We start from the raw sequence: 17,513 nt of genomic DNA, 5'->3' as shown, positions 1-17,513 counted from the left end.
GACCCTGACCCGGAGGGCCCGAGTGTCGCTCCCCACCCCCGGCCGCGTACGCCGGCACCACCGGCCCGCCGACCACACCGACCGGCTGTGGTCGGTACGCACCCAGCTGCTCGCGCCCATCCTGGTGGCCACGGTCGGCCTGGTGGTGCTGGGGGCGGCCCAGACCGCCACCGCCCTCGACGCCTCCGACGACGCGGACCGCGCCCGGGTCCTGGCCGGCACCGCGACGGCCACCGTGCGCCTGGTGCACGAGCTGGAACGGGAACTCGGCGAGACGGCGGCCCTGCGCCAGCGGGGCGGCAGCAGCGGACGGCCCCTCGTCGACGCGCAGCGCCGGCGGGTCGACGCGTCCGTCGAGCGCTACCGCGGCGCCAGCCGGGACGCCCGCCGCGCCGCCCCCGACCTGCGCCAGGTGCTCGACGGCGCCGACGCGCAGCTCGGCCAGCTCGAGCCGGCCCGCGGCTCCGCGCTGGGCGGCACCACCGCCGACCCGGCCTACCTATCGCTGGTCGAGTCGCTGCTCGCCGTCGCCGACGCGCTGCCGGCCCAGCTGCGCGACCGGGAGCTGGCCAACGGGGCCCGGGAGGTCGCGGCCGTGGCCGCCCAGGAACACCTCGCCGCCGTGGAACGCGACCTGCTCCGCGCCGTCTTCGTGCGGGGCACGCTGGTGAACGGGGAACTGGTCCGCCTCGGCCAGTTGCGGGGCGCGCAGGAGCAGCGTCAGGCCGAGTTCTCCCGGATCGCCGGCCGGCCGGCGGCGGACGCGTACACCCGGCTGGTGGCCGGGACCGACGTCTCCACCGCCCGCCGGATGCGCGACAGCGCGCTCAACGTGGAGTCCGAGCCCGCCGGGTTGAGGACCGACGGCGACGCCTGGTACGTGGCCCAGAGCGGGGCCATCCGGCGGTACAACCTGCTCGGCCGGGAACTCTCCGAGGAACTCGACCGCAAGGCCGCCGGGCTGGCCCGCGACGCCCAGCGGCGGGCCCTCGTCACCGGTGGCGCGACCACCGCCGTCGCGCTGGCGTCGTTGACCGCCGCCGTGCTGCTCGCCGTCCGCACCAGCCGTCGCCTGCGCCGGCTGCGGGTCGCGGCGCTCGCCATGGCGCACCGCGAACTGCCGGAGCGGATCACCGCCATCGCCTCCGGTGACGGCGCGCCGACCGACGGCGCGGCGACCCGGCTGACCGCCGGCATCGGGCAGGGCCGGGACGAGATCGCGCAGGTCGCCCAGGCCTTCGACACGGTGAACCGGGCCGCCCTGCGCCTGGCCGGCGAACAGGCCGAGGTGCGGATGGACGTGACCCGGATGGCCGAGGCCCTGGCCCGGCGCATCCGTACCCTGATCACCCGGCAGCTGCGGCTGCTCGACGAGTTCGAACGCGAGGAGACCGACCCGGACGCGCTGGCCCGGCTCTTCGCGCTGGACCACCTCGCCGCCCGCATGCGGCGCAACGGCGAGAACCTCCTCGTCCTCGCCGGCGGGGAGCCCGGTCGTACGCACGACGGCGCCCACCTGCTCGCCGACGTGGTGCGGGCGGCCGCCTCCGAGATCGAGGACTACCCGCGGGTGGAGGTCGACGTGCCGACCGCCGCGGTGCACGGGGCCGCCGTGGGCAACCTGGTCCACCTCCTCGCCGAGCTGCTGGAGAACGCCACCGTCTACTCCCCGCCGAACTCGCCGGTGCACGTCGACGGCCGGCGCACGATCGACGGCCTCACGCTGCGCGTGCACGACCAGGGCATCGGCATCAGCGACAGCCGCCTCGCCGCGATCAACGAGCGGCTGCTCGCCCCCGCGATGCTCTCCAGCGCCTCCGCCGGCAGCATGGGCCTGCACGTGGTGGCCCACCTGGCGGCCCGGCACGGGGTGCGGGTGCAGCTGCACAACAGCGGCGCGGGCACCGTCGCGCAGGTGGAGATCCCGGAGTCGGCGCTGACCCGCGTCGAGGACGTCGCCCCGCGCTCCGCCCCGGAGGTGCGCGCCCCCGCGCAGGCCACCGCGCAGGTGCACGCGCCGGCGCCACCCGTCCGGACGGTGCCGGCGCAGGCGCCGCCGCCCGTGCGTACGCAGGCGCCGGTGGTCCCCGCCCAGACCGCCTGGTTCCGGCCCCGGACCGGGACCGGTGGTCCCGCCACCCTGCCCGATTTGACCAGCGTCCACCACGCGCCGACGATCACGCTCCCGGTGCTCGGCGCGCGCCCGACCGGGTCCGGTGGCGCCGCGGTGCCGCCGTCCCGTCCCGCGTCGGCCCCGCCCGCGCCGCCCCCGCTCACCGGGGCCGGGCTGCCGCGCCGCACCCGGGGCGGCCAACTGCCGGCCGCGCTGCACGAGGCCCCGACGGCGCGGCCCGCAGGCGACCTGCTCGACCCCGAGATCGTGCGGTCCCGGCTGTCCTCGCTCGCCGAGGGAGTGGCCGCGGCGACCCGACGTACCCAGACGACACCCCCCAGGAGAATCCCATGACATATCCCGAGAGCGCCGGCCTGGACTGGCTCCTGGCCAACTTCGCCGAACAGGTGCCGGACGTGTCGCACGCCCTCGCTGTCTCCGGCGACGGGCTGCGGCTGGCGGCCTCGCCCCACCTCGCGCCCGACCAGGTGGACCAGCTCTCCGCCGTGATCAGCGGCCTGGCCAGCCTGACCGTCGGTGCCGCCCGGCTCATGTCGGCCGGCCGCGTACGCCAGCAGATCGTCGACATGGACGGCGGGGTGATGCTGGTGATGGCGGTCGGCGAGCGCGCCCTCGTCGGGGTGCTCGCCGCGCCCGGCTGCGACCTCGGCCAGATCGGCTACGAGACCGCCATGCTGGTCCAGCGGGTGGCGGAGGCCCTGGAGCCGGCGGTCCGGGCGTGATCGGACGGTCCTCCCGGTTGCTGGCGGCCCTGTTGGCGACCGTGCTCGCCACCGGTTGCGGCGCGGCCGAGGCCGGGCCGCAACCCTGGCACGGTGGCCGGATCTTCCTCGCCACCGGCAACACCACCGGCGTCTACTACCAGCTCGGCGGCGGCTACGCGGACGTGATCAGCCGGCACCTGCCCGGCTACGAGGCACGGGCCGAGCCGACCGGCGCGTCGGTGGAGAACGTCAACCGGCTGGCCAGCGGCGACATGGAGATCGCCTTCAGCCTCGCCGACACGGCGGCCGACGCCGTCGCGGGGCGCGGGGCCTTCGAGGGCCAGCCGCAGCCGGTGCGGGCGTTGGCCCGGGTCTACAGCAACTACACCCACGTCATCGTCCGCGCCGACGCGAAGGTCACCAGGCTGTCGGGCCTGCGCGGGAAGCGGGTCTCCACCGGCTCGCCGAAGTCCGGCACGGACATCATCGCCGGGCGTCTGCTGACCGCCGCCGGCCTCGACCCGGACCGGGACGTCGTCCGGGCCACGCTCTCCCTGCCGGAGACCGTGAAGCGGATGCGGGCCGGCACGCTCGACGCGATGTTCTTCTCCGGCGGCCTGCCCACGCCGGGCATCGCCGACCTGCTGGCCAGCGCGCCCGGCAAGTACGCGCTGCTGCCGATCGTCGACCTGATGGAGCCGCTCACCGCGCGCCACGGCTCGGTCTACACCACGGCGGAGCTGCCGAAGGAGGTCTACAAGACCAAAAGCGGCACGCCGACGGTCACGGTGGCGAACGTCATCCTGGTCAGCGCCGACATGCCCGACCAACTGGCGTACGACCTGACCCGGTTGCTCTTCGCCTACCAGGCCGACCTGGTCAAGGTGCACCCCGAGGCCGGCAACTTCACCCAGCAGAGCGCCTCGGGCACCGACCCGATCCCGCTGCACCCCGGGGCCGCGCGGTTTTACCAGCGCGGGTGACCCGCGCCGGTCAGACGTCCGCCGGGGCGGTGGCGGCGCGGGCCTCCGCCACGAGGCGGTCGGTCTCGGCGAGCACCTCGGGGTCGTCGGCCGGGGTGCCGGGGTCGAGACGGACCGTCCACGTGAGGCCGTCCACCCCCGGCACCCGGCGCGCCGCGACCCGGCCGGCGCCGCCGGGCACCGGGCGGTGCTGCGTGTACGCCACCGACCGGGTGACCCGCTCCCGCACCTGGTGCGGCAGCTCCCCCGGGTCGAGCAGCAGGTGGCTCTCGGCCGGGCCGTCGGCGACCACCAGGTAACCGTCGCGCTCGGCGGACAACTCGGCCGGGGTCACCGTGAGCTGCCGGCCGGACCAGACCGCCTTGAGGATGTCGTGCCAGCCCAGCCTCTCCGCCCGGCCGGGCAGCCAGAGGCCGAGGTTGCTGGCCACGACGACCCCGTCGCCCGGGCCGTCGCCGACGGCCGCCCAGGCGAGCACCCGCTCCTCGGCGACGAGCGGCGGCCGCTGGGCCGCGGGCAGCTTCGGCTTGCGGCGGAACAGTCCCATCTACAGTCCTCCCGCGGCCTGCTCGCGCAACGCCCGGGCGTGCTGTTCCAGCGACAGCAGCTCCCCGAAGGCGGCGAAGTACTCGTCCTTGTTGTTGACCGGGTTGATCCGCTGGATCCGGGACTTGAGGTCCCTGATCCGGCTGGTCACCGAGCCCCACTGCAACCGGGCCATGGTGATCGAGACGTAGCGCGGGTCGGGCTCGCCGTCGATGCGCAGCGGCTCCACCGCCAGTTCACCGACGAGCGCCCGGGCGGCCAGGTCCTCGCAGGCGTCGCGGACCGACTCGATCCAGACCGCGCCGCCGGTGGCCGTGGCGACCCCGCCGACCGCCGCGACGGCCGCCCGCACCGCCACGTGCACGGGGTGCCGGTATTCCGACGCCTCGACCGCGTCGAACATCGGCCCGGCCAGCACCGGCTCCTGGAGGGCGAGCTTCAGCGCCTCCCGCTCGACCATCGACTGCGGGTTGTCGACGACCGGCTCGGCCGGGGCGGGCCGGGGCGCGGGCGGGGCGTCCCGGCCGGGTGCGGCCGAGGCGGCGGCGAGCACGGCCCGCTGCACCGGCTCGATCTCCATGCCGAGGTCGCCGGCGAGCTTGCGCACGTACTCCGGGCGCTTCTCCCGGTCCTTGAGCTTGGCGACCAGCGGCGCGGCCCGGCGCATCGCCTCGACCCGGCCGTCGACGGTGTCGAGGTCGAAGCGGTTGATCACGTGCCGCAGCGCGAAGTCGACAAGCGGCTCGCGGCGGGCCACCAGGTCGCGGACGGCCAGGTCGCCCTTGGCCAGGCGCAGGTCGCAGGGGTCCATGTTGTCGGGGCTGACCGCGATGAAGGTACGCCCGACGAAGCGCTGGTCGTCCTCGAAGGCGCGCAGGGCCGCCTTCTGGCCGGCGGCGTCCCCGTCGAAGGTGAAGATGATCTCGCCGGCCACGTCGTCGGTGTCCATCAGCAGCCGGCGCAGCACCCCGATGTGGTCCCCGCCAAACGACGTGCCGCAGGTCGCCACGGCCGTCGGGACCCCGGCCAGGTGGCAGGCCATCACGTCGGTGTAGCCCTCGACCACCACCACCTTGCCCTGCTTGGCGATCTCCCGCTTGGCCTGGTCGATCCCGTAGAGGACGTGCGACTTCTTGTAGATCGGCGTCTCGGGGGTGTTCAGGTACTTCGGGCCGTCGTCGTCGTCGAAGAGCTTGCGGGCGCCGAAGCCGATGACGTCGCCGGTCAGGTCGCGGATCGGCCACATCAGGCGGCGGCGGAACCGGTCGATCAGCGTGCCGGAGCGCGACGGGCGGGACAGCCCGGCGGTGACCAGCTCGTCGTGGCTGAAGCCCTGCTGGCGCAGGTGCTTGGTGAGCAGGTCCCAGGCGTCGGGGGCGAAGCCGCAGCCGTAGCGCTCGGCGGCGGCCCGGTCGAAGCCGCGCCGGGCCAGGAACTCCCGGGCCGGACGCGCGCCGGCGGTGGTGAGCTGGCCGCGGTAGAACTCCACGGCGGCGGCGTGCGCGGCGACGAGACGCTGCCGCTGCCCCTGCTGCGGGCGCGGGCGCGGCGCGGCGGAGTCGTTCTCGACGTAGCGCAGCTGGAGGCCGGCGCGGTCGGCGAGCCGCTCGACCGACTCGACGAAGCTGAGGTGCTCGGCGTCCATCAGGAACTTGATCGCGTCGCCGCCGGCGCCGCAGCCGAAGCAGTACCAGACGTTGCGGGCGGGTGAGACGTTGAACGACGGGCTCTTCTCGTCGTGGAACGGGCACAGCCCCTTGAGGTTGCCGCCGCCGGCCGACCGCAGGGTCACCGTCTCGGAGATGACGTCGGCGATCGAGCTGCGTTCCCGGACCAGCGCGATGTCCTCGTCCCGGATCCGCCCAGCCATGTCCGCCACCCCCTCGGCGTACATCCTGCCCTGCCGCACCGACGCCGCGCCGCCGGGGGACGCCGCGTGTGGCGACCACCGCCGTCACCTCGGCGCTCGCGCCCGCGACGGCCGCCCCCGCCCGGCGGGGCCAGGGCCATCCGGTGCGGCGCCACCCGGGTCAGCGCGGGCGCCGCAGGTAGCGCCGCACCGGCGGCGGGTCCTCCTCGTCGTACGACCGGGCCGCCCGGACGGCCGCGGCCAGGCCGGAGCGGCGGACCCGCGGCGGTGGGTTGACCGCCGGGTCCCGGGCCATGTCCCGGACCAGCGCGACGGCCAGGCCGAGCATCACCACGACGAAGGGCAGGGCGACGAGGATGGTCGCCTGTTGCAGCGCGTCCAACCCGCCCACCAGCAGCAGTACGGCGGCGACCGCGCCGATCAGCACACCCCAGACCACCACCAGCACGCGGTGCGGGCGCAGCGCGCCCCGGGAGGTCAGCGAGCCGAGCACCAGGGATGCCGAGTCGGCGCTGGTGACGAAGTACAGCGCGATCAGCACCATGGCCAGCACGCTGGTCAGCGTCGCCAGCGGCAGCGCGTCCAGCAGGCCGAAGAGAGCCTGCTCGGTGCCCGCCCCCACGTCGGCGACCAGGTCCCGGGCTCCGGTGGCCTGCGCCCGCAGCCCGCTCCCGCCCATCACGGCGAACCAGACCGCGCTGGCGCCGCTCGGCACCAGCAGCACCCCGACGACGAACTGCCGGACCGTGCGGCCCCGGGAGATGCGGGCGATGAAGGTGCCCACGAAGGGCGCCCAGGAGATCCACCACGCCCAGTAGAAGATCGTCCAGGAGCCGAGCCAGGACGGATCGGAGAAGGCCCCGGTGCGGGTGGACATGAAGACCAGGTTGCTCAGGTAGTCGCCCACCGAGGCCGGCAGGACCTCCAGCGTGTAGATGGTCGGCCCGACCGCGAAGACGAAGAGCATCAGCAGCACCGCCAACAGCACGTTGGTGGTGGAGAGCCACTTGATGCCCCGATGCAGCCCGGAGAAGGCGGAGATGACGAAGGCCAGGGTGAGCGCGCCGATCACCACCAACTCCACCGCGGTGGTGTCCGGGACCCCGGTGACCAGGTCGAGGCCGGCGGCGACCTGGAGCGCGCCGAGGCCGAGGCTGGTCGCCGAGCCGAACACGGTGGCGAAGACGGCCAGCAGGTCGATCGCGCGCCCGGCCGCGCCGTCGGCACGATCCCCGAGCACGGGATGGAAGGCCGCCGAGATCCGGTTCTCCCGGCCCTTGCGGAAGGTCGAGTACGCCAGCGCGAGCGCCACGACCGCGTAGATCCCCCAGGGGTGCAGCGTCCAGTGGAAGAGGGTGTACTGCATCGCCGTCGCGCCGGCCGCGCCGGTCTGCGGTGCGACGCCGGTGGCCGGCGGAGGCGCGGCGTAGTGCTGGATGGGCTCGGCCACGGCGAAGAAGACCAGGCCGATCCCCATGCCGGCGCTGAACATCATGGCGACCCAGGCCAGCGTGCTGAACTCCGGTTCGTCATCGTCGGCGCCGAGCCGGATCCGGCCGAACCTCGTCGCCGCGATGATCACCGAGAGCACCAGGAAGGCGTCGGCGGCCACCACGAAGAACCAGCCGAAGGTGTCGATGACCCAGGCCAGGCCGGACTCGCCGAAGCCGGCCAGGGAGCCCCGGGCCAGCACGCCCCACGCCACCACGGCCAGTACGCCGCCGACGCTGAGCGCCAGCACCGTGCGGTCGATCCGGCCCACGGCCTGGTCGCGTACCTGCCCGCTCATGCGCCACCCCCTGCCCATCCTGCTGGGCAGGAGGGCGGCACACGGCGATATCGGGCGAACCTGCCCGGTAGCGGGCGGTCAGGCCGGGACGGCGGCGGCCTCCTCGGCCTCCACCTGCCGCTTCCAGTCGGGCTTGCTGGCCCGCCAGCCCTCGTCGTCCATGCCCCGGCGCCAGTAGCCGGAGATGGAGAGCCGCTCGCGGGGAACGGCGCGCTCGACGCGGAGCAGGCGGCGCAGCTCCTTGACGAAGGTGGCCTCGCCGTGCACGAAGGCCTGCACGTCACCGGGCGGGAACTCCAGGGCGCGGACGGCCGCGACCAGGGCCTCCCCGACCGGGCGGTCGCCACGGTGCAGCCAGGTCAGGCGCACCGCGCCCGGGCTGGCCAGCGGCTGCTCCTCGGTCGGGTCGGCGACCTCGACGAAGACGGTGGCCGGGGCGCCGGCGGGCAGCCGCTCCAGGGCGGCGGCGATGGCCGGCAGCGCGCTCTCGTCGCCCACCAGCAGGTGCCAGTCGGCGTCGGGGCTGGGGGCGTACTCCCCGCCGGGGCCGACGAAGGGCACCGGGTCGCCGGGGCGCAGCGCGGCCGCCCACGGCCCGCCCAGCCCCACGTCACCGTGGTGCACGATGTCGACGGTCAGCTCGCCGGCCGACGCGTCCCAGGCCCGCACCGTGTACGCGCGCAGCCGGGGCCACTGCTCCCGGGGCAGGTCACGGCGGAGCGCGTTGAGATCCGCCGGGATCGGGTACCGCGTCCCCGGCGCCGGGAAGACGATCTTGATGTAGTGGTCGGTGAACTCGCCCACCGGCAGGCCGGCCAGCTCCTCACCCCCGAGCACCAGCCGGACGACGTGGGGGGTGGGCCGCTCGGTGCGCAGTACCCGGGCGGTGGTGACCTTGATGGGGCGCTCCGTCATGCCGGTTAGGCTAGCCTAAGTTAGCGCGCCTGCCCATCCCCGATTCCCCCGTCGGCGGATGCCCGCGCCCACCGCGCACCACCCGCGCGTGCCAGGCGACAGCCGCCGGGTCGGTCAGCGAGGCCACCTGGTCGACCACCACCCGGAGCCGGGCCGCGTCGTCCGGCGCGGCCGACCAGAGCGGGGCGAAGACGGGATCCAGCCCGTCCGGCGCCCGGTCGACCAGGGCGTGCACCAGCTCCGCCAGCACCTCCCGCTGCCGCCGGTAGCGGTCCCCCGCGCCGGGGCGACGCATCACGTACCGCAGGGCGATGCCCTTGAGCAGCGCGCACCGCGCCCGGATCCGCCGGGGCACCACCAGGTCGGCGGCGTAGCGGCGGTGCGGGCCCGGGCCGTACCGCTCCTGCGTGGCCGCCACCACCGTCGAGACGAAGCGGCCGGTCAGCACGCTGGTGGTGGCCTTCAGCGCCGCCTGCGCGCGGTGGCTGCCGTCGTAACCGGCCAGCGGGGCGAGCACCGGGTCGTCGAGCAGTTCCAGCAGCACGTCGCCGAGGTCGGCCGGGGACTCGCCGGAGTAGGTGGCGGCGACGTCGGCGCAGAGCGCGGCCCGCTCGTCGGGGTCGCGCAGCAGCGTACGCAGCGCCACGTACCCGCCGTGGATGCCGTCCTCGACGTCGTGCACCGAGTACGCGACGTCGTCGGCCCAGTCCATCACCTGCGCCTCCAGGCAGCGCCGGTCGTCACCCGGGCCGCCCGTACGCAGCCAGGCGAAGAGCGGGAGGTCGTCGTCGTACACCCCGAACTTGCGCTGCTCCCGGCGGCGGGGCCACGGGTACTTGCTGACCGCGTCGAGCGAGGCCCGGGTCAGGTTGAGGCCGGCGGACCTCCCGTCCGGGGCCACCACCTTGGCCTCCAGGCGGGTCAGCACCCGCAGCGTCTGCGCGTTGCCCTCGAAGCCGCCGCAGCCGGCCGCGAGCTCGTCCAGCGCGTCCTCGCCGTTGTGCCCGAACGGCGGGTGACCGAGATCGTGGGCGAGCCCCGCGGTGTCGACCACGTCCGGGTCGCAGCCCAGCCGGGCCCCCATCTCGCGGGCGATCTGCGCGACCTCCAGCGAGTGGGTCAGCCGGGTACGCAGGAAGTCGTCGGTGCCGGCCGTGTGCACCTGGGTCTTCGCGGCCAGCCGTCGGAACGCCGCCGAGTGCAGCACCCGGGCGCGGTCCCGCTCGTACGCCGACCGCCCGTGACCGGTGTCCTTCGGCGGCTCGTCGACCCAGCGGGCGACGTCCGGGTCGTCCGGCCCGGGGGGCTCAGTCCTCACGCTGCCGCAGCACGCAGAACTCGTTGCCCTCCGGATCGGCCAGCACGGTCCACCCGCTGTCGCCCTGCCCCACGTCGACGTGCCGGGCCCCCATGTCGACCAGCCGCTCGACCTCGGCCTCCCGGTCGTCGGGACGCAGGTCGATGTGCAGCCGGTTCTTGGTCGTCTTGTCGTCGGTGACCGGCACGAAGACGATGCCCGGCAGCCGGTCGGCGGACCGGCGGATCTCCACCTCGTCCGGCTGTTCGGTGACCACCTGGTAGCCCAGCGCCTCGGCCCACCAGCGGGCGAGCCGGGCGGGGTCCCGGGCGTCGACGGTCAGGCTCTCCCAGGCGCTGCTCATGCCGATCAGGTTACGCCCGCGCGCCGCGAACGGCGCGCCGCCGGCGCGCGCCCGACGGCTACGCAACCTCCGAACAGTCGAGAGTTGTCGACCGATCGCCGACGGTTACGGGATCGCGGTCCGGCATGGCCGCCGGTAGCGTTCCCAGCGCGGAACGTGACCAGACTGAGGGCTCGACGGTGGGGAGACGCCCGTGAACGCGGACACGATGATGGGAACGGAACTGTCGGAGCTGCGCCGGCGCCGCCCGGAGGTGGCGGGCACGGTGCTCGCGGGCACCGACGGCCTGCTGATCTCCAGCGACCTGCCGGCGACGGACGCCACCCACCTGGCGGCGCTCGCGGCGGCGAGCTTCGGCCTCGGCCACCGGGTGGCCGACACCGTGCGGCACGGCGAGTTCCGGGAATCGGTGGTCCGCACCTCGACCGGCGCCGTCGTCACCTACCCCGCCGGGCGCAACGCCCTGTTGACGCTGGTCGCCGACGCCAGCGCCGACCTGGACGAGCTGCACGCCGACGCGCGGGCGGTGGCCCGGCGCACCGGCTCGGTGCTGGACACCAGCCGCCTGATCGGGGCGGCGACCGTGCCCGAGGCACACGCCCGGCTCTCGGCCCGCACCTCGGGCGGCAGGCTGCCCCGGCGCGTCACCCCCCACACCTGGCGCCGCCCGCCAATCTGAGCAACCACCGGGAGCCGGTCCGCGACCGGCTCCCGGCCCACGGTGCGGTCGCGCCGGCACGGGCCGCCCGCACGGCAGCGGCGGCGGATTCCGCTCCCCCGGGTCCGCCGCCGGCCTGTCGTCCTCGTGCGTCAGTCGTCCTCGTGCGTCAGCGGCTGTCGGAGCCGTCCGTCTCCACCGCCGCGCGGCCGGCCTCCAACCGGGCGACGGGCACCCGGAAGGGCGAGCAGGACACGTAGTCCAGGCCGACCTCGTGGAAGAAGTGCACCGACTCCGGGTCGCCGCCGTGCTCGCCGCAGACGCCGAGCTTCAGCTCCGGGCGGGCCGCCCGGCCCTCCTCCGCGGCGATGCGCACCAGCCGGCCCACGCCGTCACGGTCGATCGACTCGAACGGCGAGATGCCGAAGATGCCCAGCTCCAGGTAGCGCCAGAAGAACGCGCCCTCGACGTCGTCGCGGGAGAACCCCCAGCCCATCTGGGTCAGGTCGTTGGTGCCGAAGGAGAAGAACTGCGCCGCCTCGGCGATCTGGCCGGCGGTCAGCGCCGCCCGGGGCACCTCGATCATCGTGCCGATCAGCACCTCGACGCCGCTGTCCCCGACCACCTCGGCGATGATCTTCTCGGCCTCGGCGCGGACCGTCTCCAGCTCCTGCACCGCGCCGACCAGGGGGACCATGATCTCCGGCCGGGCCACCGCGCCGCTGCGGGTGACGGTGACCGCGGCCTCCGCGATCGCCCGGACCTGCATGGCGAACAGTCCGGGGATGACCAGGCCGAGGCGGACGCCGCGCAGGCCCAGCATCGGGTTCTCCTCGTGCATCCGCCGGACGGCGGCGAGCAGCGCCTCCTCCTGTGCCACGTCCTCGCCGCGTTCCTGGGCGACCGCCACGTTGACCGCGAGCTGCTCCAGCGGGGGCAGGAACTCGTGCAGCGGCGGGTCGATCAGCCGGACGGTGACGGGCATCCCGTCCATCTCCCGGAAGATCTCCTCGAAGTCGGCGCGCTGCAACGGGAGCAGCGCGGCCAGCGCGGCCTCCCGCTCGGTGTTGTCGCGGGCCAGGATCAGCCGCTCGACCAGCTCGCGCCGGTCGCCGAGGAACATGTGCTCGGTGCGGCAGAGGCCGATGCCCTCCGCGCCGAAGCGCCGGGCCCGGGCGGCGTCCGCGCCGGTGTCGGCGTTCGTGCGCACGGCCAGCCGCCGCCTGGCGTCAGCGTGCGACATGATCCGGTGTACGGCCCGGACCAGCGCGTTGTCGACGTGCTCGGGGTCGAGGCTGCCCTCGAAGTACTGCACCACCTCCGACGGCATGACCGGCACCTCGCCGAGGTAGACCTTGCCGGTGGTGCCGTCGATGGAGACGATGTCGCCCTCGACGACGGTCTGCCCGCCGACGACGAACCGGCGCTGCGGGACGTTGACGTCGATCTCGTCGGCGCCGGAGACGCAGGTCTTGCCCATCCCCCGCGCCACGACGGCGGCGTGGCTGGTCTTGCCGCCGCGCGAGGTGAGGATGCCCTGGGCGGCGATCATGCCGTTGAGGTCGTCGGGGTTGGTCTCGCGCCGGACCAGGATCACCGACTCCCCCTCGGCGGCCAGTTCGACCGCGCGGGCGGAGGTGAAGACCACCTTGCCCGACGCCGCGCCGGGCGATGCCCCGATGCCCTTGGCCACCGGCTGGAACTCGTGGTCGAGCCGGAACCGGGGGAACATCAGCTGGGCGAGCTGCGCGCCGTTGACCCGGTGCAGCGCCTCGTCGAGGTCGATCAGGCCCTCGTCGACGAGCTGCCCGGCGATGACGAACGCCGCGGCGGCGGTGCGCTTGCCGACGCGGGTCTGGAGCATCCAGAGCTTGCCGCGCTCGATGGTGAACTCGATGTCGCAGAGGTCCTTGTAGTGGCCCTCCAGCCGGGCCATGATGCCGAGCAGTTCGTCGTAGGACTTCTTGTCCAGCCGCTCCAGCTCCTGCAACGGCACGGTGTTGCGGATGCCCGCGACCACGTCCTCGCCCTGGGCGTTGGCCAGGTAGTCGCCGTAGATGCCCTGAGCGCCGCTGGCGGGGTCGCGGGTGAACGCGACGCCGGTGCCGGAGTCCGGGCCGAGGTTGCCGAAGACCATCGCCACCACGTTGACCGCCGTGCCCAGGTCGGCCGGGATCCGCTCCTGGCGGCGGTAGAGCACCGCGCGCTCGGCGTTCCACGACTCGAAGACCGCGCGGATGGCCAGGTCGAGCTGCTCGCGCGGCTCCTGCGGGAACTCCCGGCCGGTGTGCTTGAAGAAGATCTTCTTGTACGCGTCGACCAGCCCCCGCAGGTCGTCGGCGTCGAGGTCGAGGTCGTCGTGGGTGCCCTTGGCCCGCTTGGCGTCGTCGAGCGCGTGCTCGAACTCCTCGCCCGGCACCTCGCACACCGTCTTGCCGAACATCTGGATCAGGCGGCGGTAGGAGTCCCAGGCGAACCGGTCCGCGCCGCCGGCGGTCTGCGCGTCCGCGCCGCTGGCCTGTCGCGCGAGCCCCTGGACGCTGCGGTCGTTGAGGCCGACGTTGAGGACGGTCTCCATCATGCCGGGCATGGAGAACTTGGCGCCGGAGCGGACGGACACCAGCAGCGGGTCCTCCGGGTCGCCGAGGCGCTTGCCCATCGCCTGCTCCAGCGACGCGAGGTGCGCGGCGATCTGGTCGGCCAGGCCGTCCGGCTCCTCCCCGGTGGCGAGGTACGCCTTGCAGGCCTCCGTGGTGATCGTGAAGCCCGGTGGGACCGGCAGGCCGAGATTGGTCATCTCGGCCAGGTTGGCCCCCTTGCCACCGAGCAGTTCCTTGAGATCCTTGTTGCCCTCGGCGAAGGCGTACACGTACTTGTGTTCCACCGTCTCCTGCTTTGCCACCAGAGCCCTCCCACGTGCGCCGGTCCGACACTTAACGAAGGTTCAGTCGCTCTCATACCCCGGGACGGACCACCGGCAATCCCGGTGCCGAGCCGGCTGGTGGGCGAAGGCTAAGCGAACATCGAGGGGCCCGGGACCGTTCGGTGACAATAGGCACAGCTATCCCGACTATCCGCGTTCGTACCGGTTTTTGGGAACGCTTCCACGCGCAGGATCACGCATTTCCGGCTCCGCCTCGTATCCTTGGCCGCACGCTTTTCGGTGAACCTCACCTTTGCCATAACCGCCGCAAATACACCCCTCGGAGCCGACGCCGTGCCAGCCGTTCCCACCGCCGCCCCGGAGCCGCTCGACCCGTCCCGCGCCGCCGGGGTGGACGAGCGGGAGCCCGGCCACCACGCCCTGCCGGTCCACGAACCGGCCGCCGCCGAACTGGCCCGGGCGGCGACCCGGACCGCCGACGACCTGCTCGTCGCGCCGCCCGGGGCCGCCGACGACCTGCCCGTCACGCCGCCCGGGGCCGCCGACGGCGACCTGCCCGTCACGCCGGGCCGGGTCCGGCTGGGCGACGTCGTGCCCGCGCCGGAGCGGGTCACGCCGGTCCCGGGCGCCGACTTCGTCCTCACTCCCGACGCGGCGATCCGGGTGAACGGCGACGACGACGCCCGCGCCGTCGCCGGTCAGCTGGCCGCCCTGCTCCGGCCGGCCACCGGCTACCCGCTGCCGGTGACCGATGCCACCCGACCGGAGCCGACCGGCGGCATCACCCTGACGCTGGCCGCCTCCGTCGACCTCGGCCCGGAGGGCTACCGGCTCGACGTGACGCCCGACGGCGTACGGATCGAGGCCGCCGCCCCGGCCGGGCTCTTCCACGGCGTGCAGACGCTGCGGCAACTCCTGCCCGCCGCCATCGAGAGCCCGGTGCCGGTCGCCGAGCACTGGGCGCTGCCCGGCGGCTCGATCACCGACCGGCCCCGGTTCCCCTACCGGGGGGCGATGCTCGACGTGGCCCGGCACTTCTTCGGCGTACCGGACGTGCTGCGAGTGATCGACCACCTGGCCCGCTACAAGCTCAACCACCTGCACCTGCACCTCACCGACGACCAGGGCTGGCGGATCGCGATCGACTCCTGGCCCCGGCTCGCGGAGATCGGCGGGGCGGTCGAGGTCGGCGGCGGCCCGGGCGGGCACTACACGCGCGACGACTACCGGCGGATCGTCGCCTACGCCGCCGAGCGGCACGTCACCGTCGTGCCGGAGATCGACCTGCCGGGGCACACCAACGCCGCGCTGACCGCGTACGGCGAGTTGGCCCCGGAGGGCACCGTGCCGCCGCCGTACACCGGCACCGAGGTCGGCTTCAGCTACGTCGACCCCACCAACGAGCGGACGTACGAGTTCGTCGCCGACGTGCTGGGCGAGATCGCGGCGCTCACCCCCGGGCCGTGGCTGCACATCGGGGGCGACGAGGCGTTCAAGGTACGTCCCGACGCGTACGCGGCCTTCGTCGAGCGGACCCAGCGCATCGTCGCCGCAACCGGCAAGACGGTGGTGGGCTGGCACCAGATCGCGCCCGTCGCGCACGCCGAGGGACGGGTGCTCCAGTGGTGGGGCACCAAGGGCGAGGACCCGGTCACGGCGGACGCCGTCCACCGGGGCGCGCGACTCGTCCTCTCCCCCGGCAACCACGCCTACCTCGACATGAAGTACGCCCCGGACACCCCCATCGGGCACGACTGGGCCGGCCTGATCGACGTGCGGCGGGCGTACGACTGGGATCCCGGCACCCACGTCGCCGGCGTGCCGGCCGACGCGGTGCTGGGCGTGGAGGCGCCGCTGTGGACCGAGTCGGTCACCTCGCGGGCCGAGGTCGAGTTCATGCTCTTCCCACGCCTGCCCGCGATCGCCGAGCTGGGCTGGTCGCCCCGCGCGACGCACGACTGGGCCGGGTTCCGCGACCGGCTGGCCGGACACGGCCCGCGCTGGGCCGCAGCCGGCATGGCCTTCCACCGCTCGCCGGAGATCCCCTGGCCCGCCGAGCGGCCAACTCCCACCGCGCGGCAGGCGACGATCCCCACCCAGACCGACCGCCCGGCTCCCACCGCGCCGCAAACGACCATCCCCGCCCAGACCGAGCAGCCACCTCCCACCGCGCCACACACGGCGGTCCCTACCCAGACCGGCCCCGAGGAGGCCCCCGCGCCAGGCCCGTCCGCCTGACGCCCGCACCCAACGCCCCCATCCCCCGCCGGGTGGCGGTCGCCGCCGCCATCGCGGTCGTCACCGGGTCACCTGGCTCACCCGGTCACCCGGGTCCACGGGTCCACGGGTCCACGGGATCACGGGATCACGGGATCACGGGATCATCGGTGGAGATCTTGGTACGAGACTGCCCCTGGAGGGGCGGTTTCTCACCAAGATCTCCGGTAGGAGCCCAGCGGACGGACGCGAGTGGGCACCGACGGGGGTGTGGCCCGCCGTGCCCGGCGCAGGGACGGGGCGGTGGCGGTCGCCGCTGCCGTCGCTGTCGCGGTCACCGTGACGGTCACGGGTGCCGTGACGGTCACGGGTGCCGTCGCCATCGCCGTTGCGGATGCCTCTCGATCTCGGGGTCCGGGCGGGTTCCGCCTGACGCGTCGCTCAGGGCACGTACCGCCGGTTGCCGGGGTGCCCATTGCTGGCGGGCAGGAGTCGGGCGGTGGGCATGGTGCTCCTCTGTTGGCGGGGCCCAGGCACGCGGACAGGCGGATGCGCCCCTCGGGCGCTGTCGAGCTGATGTCGTAGACGATTCAGCGGTGCCGTCCGTCCCCGATCGGCCGGGAAGCGGGCCGACTGCGCGCAGCGGGAGTCGCGGTTCGTACCGTCGGGGCAGCATGAGTCGTCTACGACATCAGCTCGACAGCGTGCCCGCCGCCCCATGCTGCACCCGACGACCGACGCGCGCGGACTGCAACGGGCTGCGGAGTCGCGGGAGTTTTGTCCGCTCCGCAGCGTCCGGGTCCGTGCCTGGATGTCCGCCACCATCCGGTGCGTCCCGTGGCCGGCGCCACCTCGGCGGCGGAATCGTGGGCCGGTGCGGGTCGTTGAACATGGCATACCCACGGCGCTCCCCCGCGCCACGGTGGCCCGACCGGCCGGCGGAATGACTGGCCGACCCGGGTCGTTGAGACATCCCGGACGCCCGCGCAGGCCCCCCCACCGCCGGAGCGATCCGTTCTGACTTCCCCCCTCGCGGCACGCCGCTCCCCCGCGCGTCCGCGTACCCCCGATCGAAAGGTGCTGCCATCATGCGTACCGACATCCTGCGTAAGACCGCTCTGACCGCTGCCGGGCTCGCCTTCACCGGCGGCG

At 74.4% G+C, this 17,513-nt stretch carries 11 protein-coding genes and 1 pseudogene; 5 read left to right on the top strand and 7 right to left on the bottom strand.

Features of this window, described 5'->3' with window-relative positions; genetic code table 11:
- Window positions 1–22 precede the first annotated feature (22 nt).
- The 3 genes from EV374_RS18270 to EV374_RS18260 are packed head-to-tail and all read left to right on the top strand — an operon-like array spanning window position 23 to window position 3,821.
- Window positions 23–2,467, top strand: a complete 2,445-nt coding sequence (locus EV374_RS18270) for a nitrate- and nitrite sensing domain-containing protein (protein WP_132236948.1) — start codon at window positions 23–25, stop codon at window positions 2,465–2,467.
- On the top strand, window positions 2,464–2,856 hold the full coding sequence (locus EV374_RS18265; RefSeq protein WP_132236946.1) for a roadblock/LC7 domain-containing protein: 393 nt from the start codon (window positions 2,464–2,466) through the stop codon (window positions 2,854–2,856). Before EV374_RS18270 ends, EV374_RS18265 begins: the two co-directional genes overlap by 4 nt.
- A complete protein-coding gene (locus EV374_RS18260; protein ID WP_132236944.1) occupies window positions 2,853–3,821 on the top strand; it encodes a TAXI family TRAP transporter solute-binding subunit in 969 nt (322 codons plus the stop codon). The genes EV374_RS18265 and EV374_RS18260 overlap by 4 nt, the downstream gene beginning before the upstream one ends.
- Window positions 3,822–3,831: 10 nt before the next feature.
- Here the strand turns inward: EV374_RS18260 and EV374_RS18255 are convergent, their stop codons facing one another.
- The 6 genes from EV374_RS18255 to EV374_RS18230 form a co-directional block, all read right to left on the bottom strand.
- Window positions 3,832–4,368, bottom strand: coding sequence for a hypothetical protein (locus EV374_RS18255; protein ID WP_132236942.1), 537 nt, complete (start codon window positions 4,366–4,368; stop codon window positions 3,832–3,834).
- A complete protein-coding gene (dnaG, locus tag EV374_RS18250) occupies window positions 4,369–6,261 on the bottom strand; it encodes a DNA primase (RefSeq protein ID WP_132237350.1) in 1,893 nt (630 codons plus the stop codon).
- Between the two features lie 136 nt (window positions 6,262–6,397).
- The gene (locus EV374_RS18245) at window positions 6,398–8,026 is read right to left on the bottom strand and encodes a BCCT family transporter (protein WP_132236940.1); all 1,629 of its coding nucleotides are present in this window, start codon (window positions 8,024–8,026) and stop codon (window positions 6,398–6,400) included.
- 78 nt (window positions 8,027–8,104) lie between these two features.
- Window positions 8,105–8,941 (bottom strand): siderophore-interacting protein, encoded by an 837-nt coding sequence (locus EV374_RS18240; RefSeq protein WP_132236938.1) that lies wholly within the window; start codon window positions 8,939–8,941, stop codon window positions 8,105–8,107.
- Between the two features lie 10 nt (window positions 8,942–8,951).
- On the bottom strand, window positions 8,952–10,259 hold the full coding sequence (locus EV374_RS18235) for a deoxyguanosinetriphosphate triphosphohydrolase (protein ID WP_132236936.1): 1,308 nt from the start codon (window positions 10,257–10,259) through the stop codon (window positions 8,952–8,954).
- On the bottom strand, window positions 10,249–10,602 hold the full coding sequence (locus EV374_RS18230) for a VOC family protein (protein ID WP_132236934.1): 354 nt from the start codon (window positions 10,600–10,602) through the stop codon (window positions 10,249–10,251). Before EV374_RS18230 ends, EV374_RS18235 begins: the two co-directional genes overlap by 11 nt.
- A 193-nt stretch (window positions 10,603–10,795) precedes the next feature.
- Between EV374_RS18230 and EV374_RS18225 the strand changes: the two genes are divergently transcribed.
- Entirely contained in the window at window positions 10,796–11,281 is a 486-nt protein-coding gene (locus EV374_RS18225; protein WP_132236932.1) for a roadblock/LC7 domain-containing protein, read from the top strand.
- Between the two features lie 148 nt (window positions 11,282–11,429).
- Here EV374_RS18225 and ppdK read toward each other — a convergent pair whose 3' ends face one another.
- Entirely contained in the window at window positions 11,430–14,162 is a 2,733-nt protein-coding gene (ppdK, locus tag EV374_RS18220) for a pyruvate, phosphate dikinase (protein ID WP_132236930.1), read from the bottom strand.
- A 372-nt stretch (window positions 14,163–14,534) separates the two neighbouring features.
- Here ppdK and EV374_RS18215 point away from each other — a divergent pair.
- Window positions 14,535–16,256, top strand: a pseudogene (locus tag EV374_RS18215) (beta-N-acetylhexosaminidase); the annotation flags it as partial.
- Window positions 16,257–17,513 lie beyond the last annotated feature (1,257 nt).

The sequence above is a fragment of the Micromonospora sp. CNZ303 genome (genome assembly GCF_004345505.1).
Note: the sequence above shows the minus strand (reverse complement) of the source record. Positions and strands in the feature narration are given on the sequence as shown.

Excerpts from the sequence above, each read along its gene's own strand:
- EV374_RS18245 (WP_132236940.1), bottom strand. The coding sequence starts at position 8,026 with ATGAGCGGGCAGGTACGCGACCAGGCCGTGGGCCGGATCGACCGCACG.
- EV374_RS18230 (WP_132236934.1), bottom strand. The coding sequence starts at position 10,602 with ATGAGCAGCGCCTGGGAGAGCCTGACCGTCGACGCCCGGGACCCCGCC.
- EV374_RS18265 (WP_132236946.1), top strand. The coding sequence starts at position 2,464 with ATGACATATCCCGAGAGCGCCGGCCTGGACTGGCTCCTGGCCAACTTC.
- EV374_RS18255 (WP_132236942.1), bottom strand. The coding sequence starts at position 4,368 with ATGGGACTGTTCCGCCGCAAGCCGAAGCTGCCCGCGGCCCAGCGGCCG.
- dnaG (WP_132237350.1), bottom strand. The coding sequence starts at position 6,261 with ATGTACGCCGAGGGGGTGGCGGACATGGCTGGGCGGATCCGGGACGAG.
- EV374_RS18240 (WP_132236938.1), bottom strand. The coding sequence starts at position 8,941 with ATGACGGAGCGCCCCATCAAGGTCACCACCGCCCGGGTACTGCGCACC.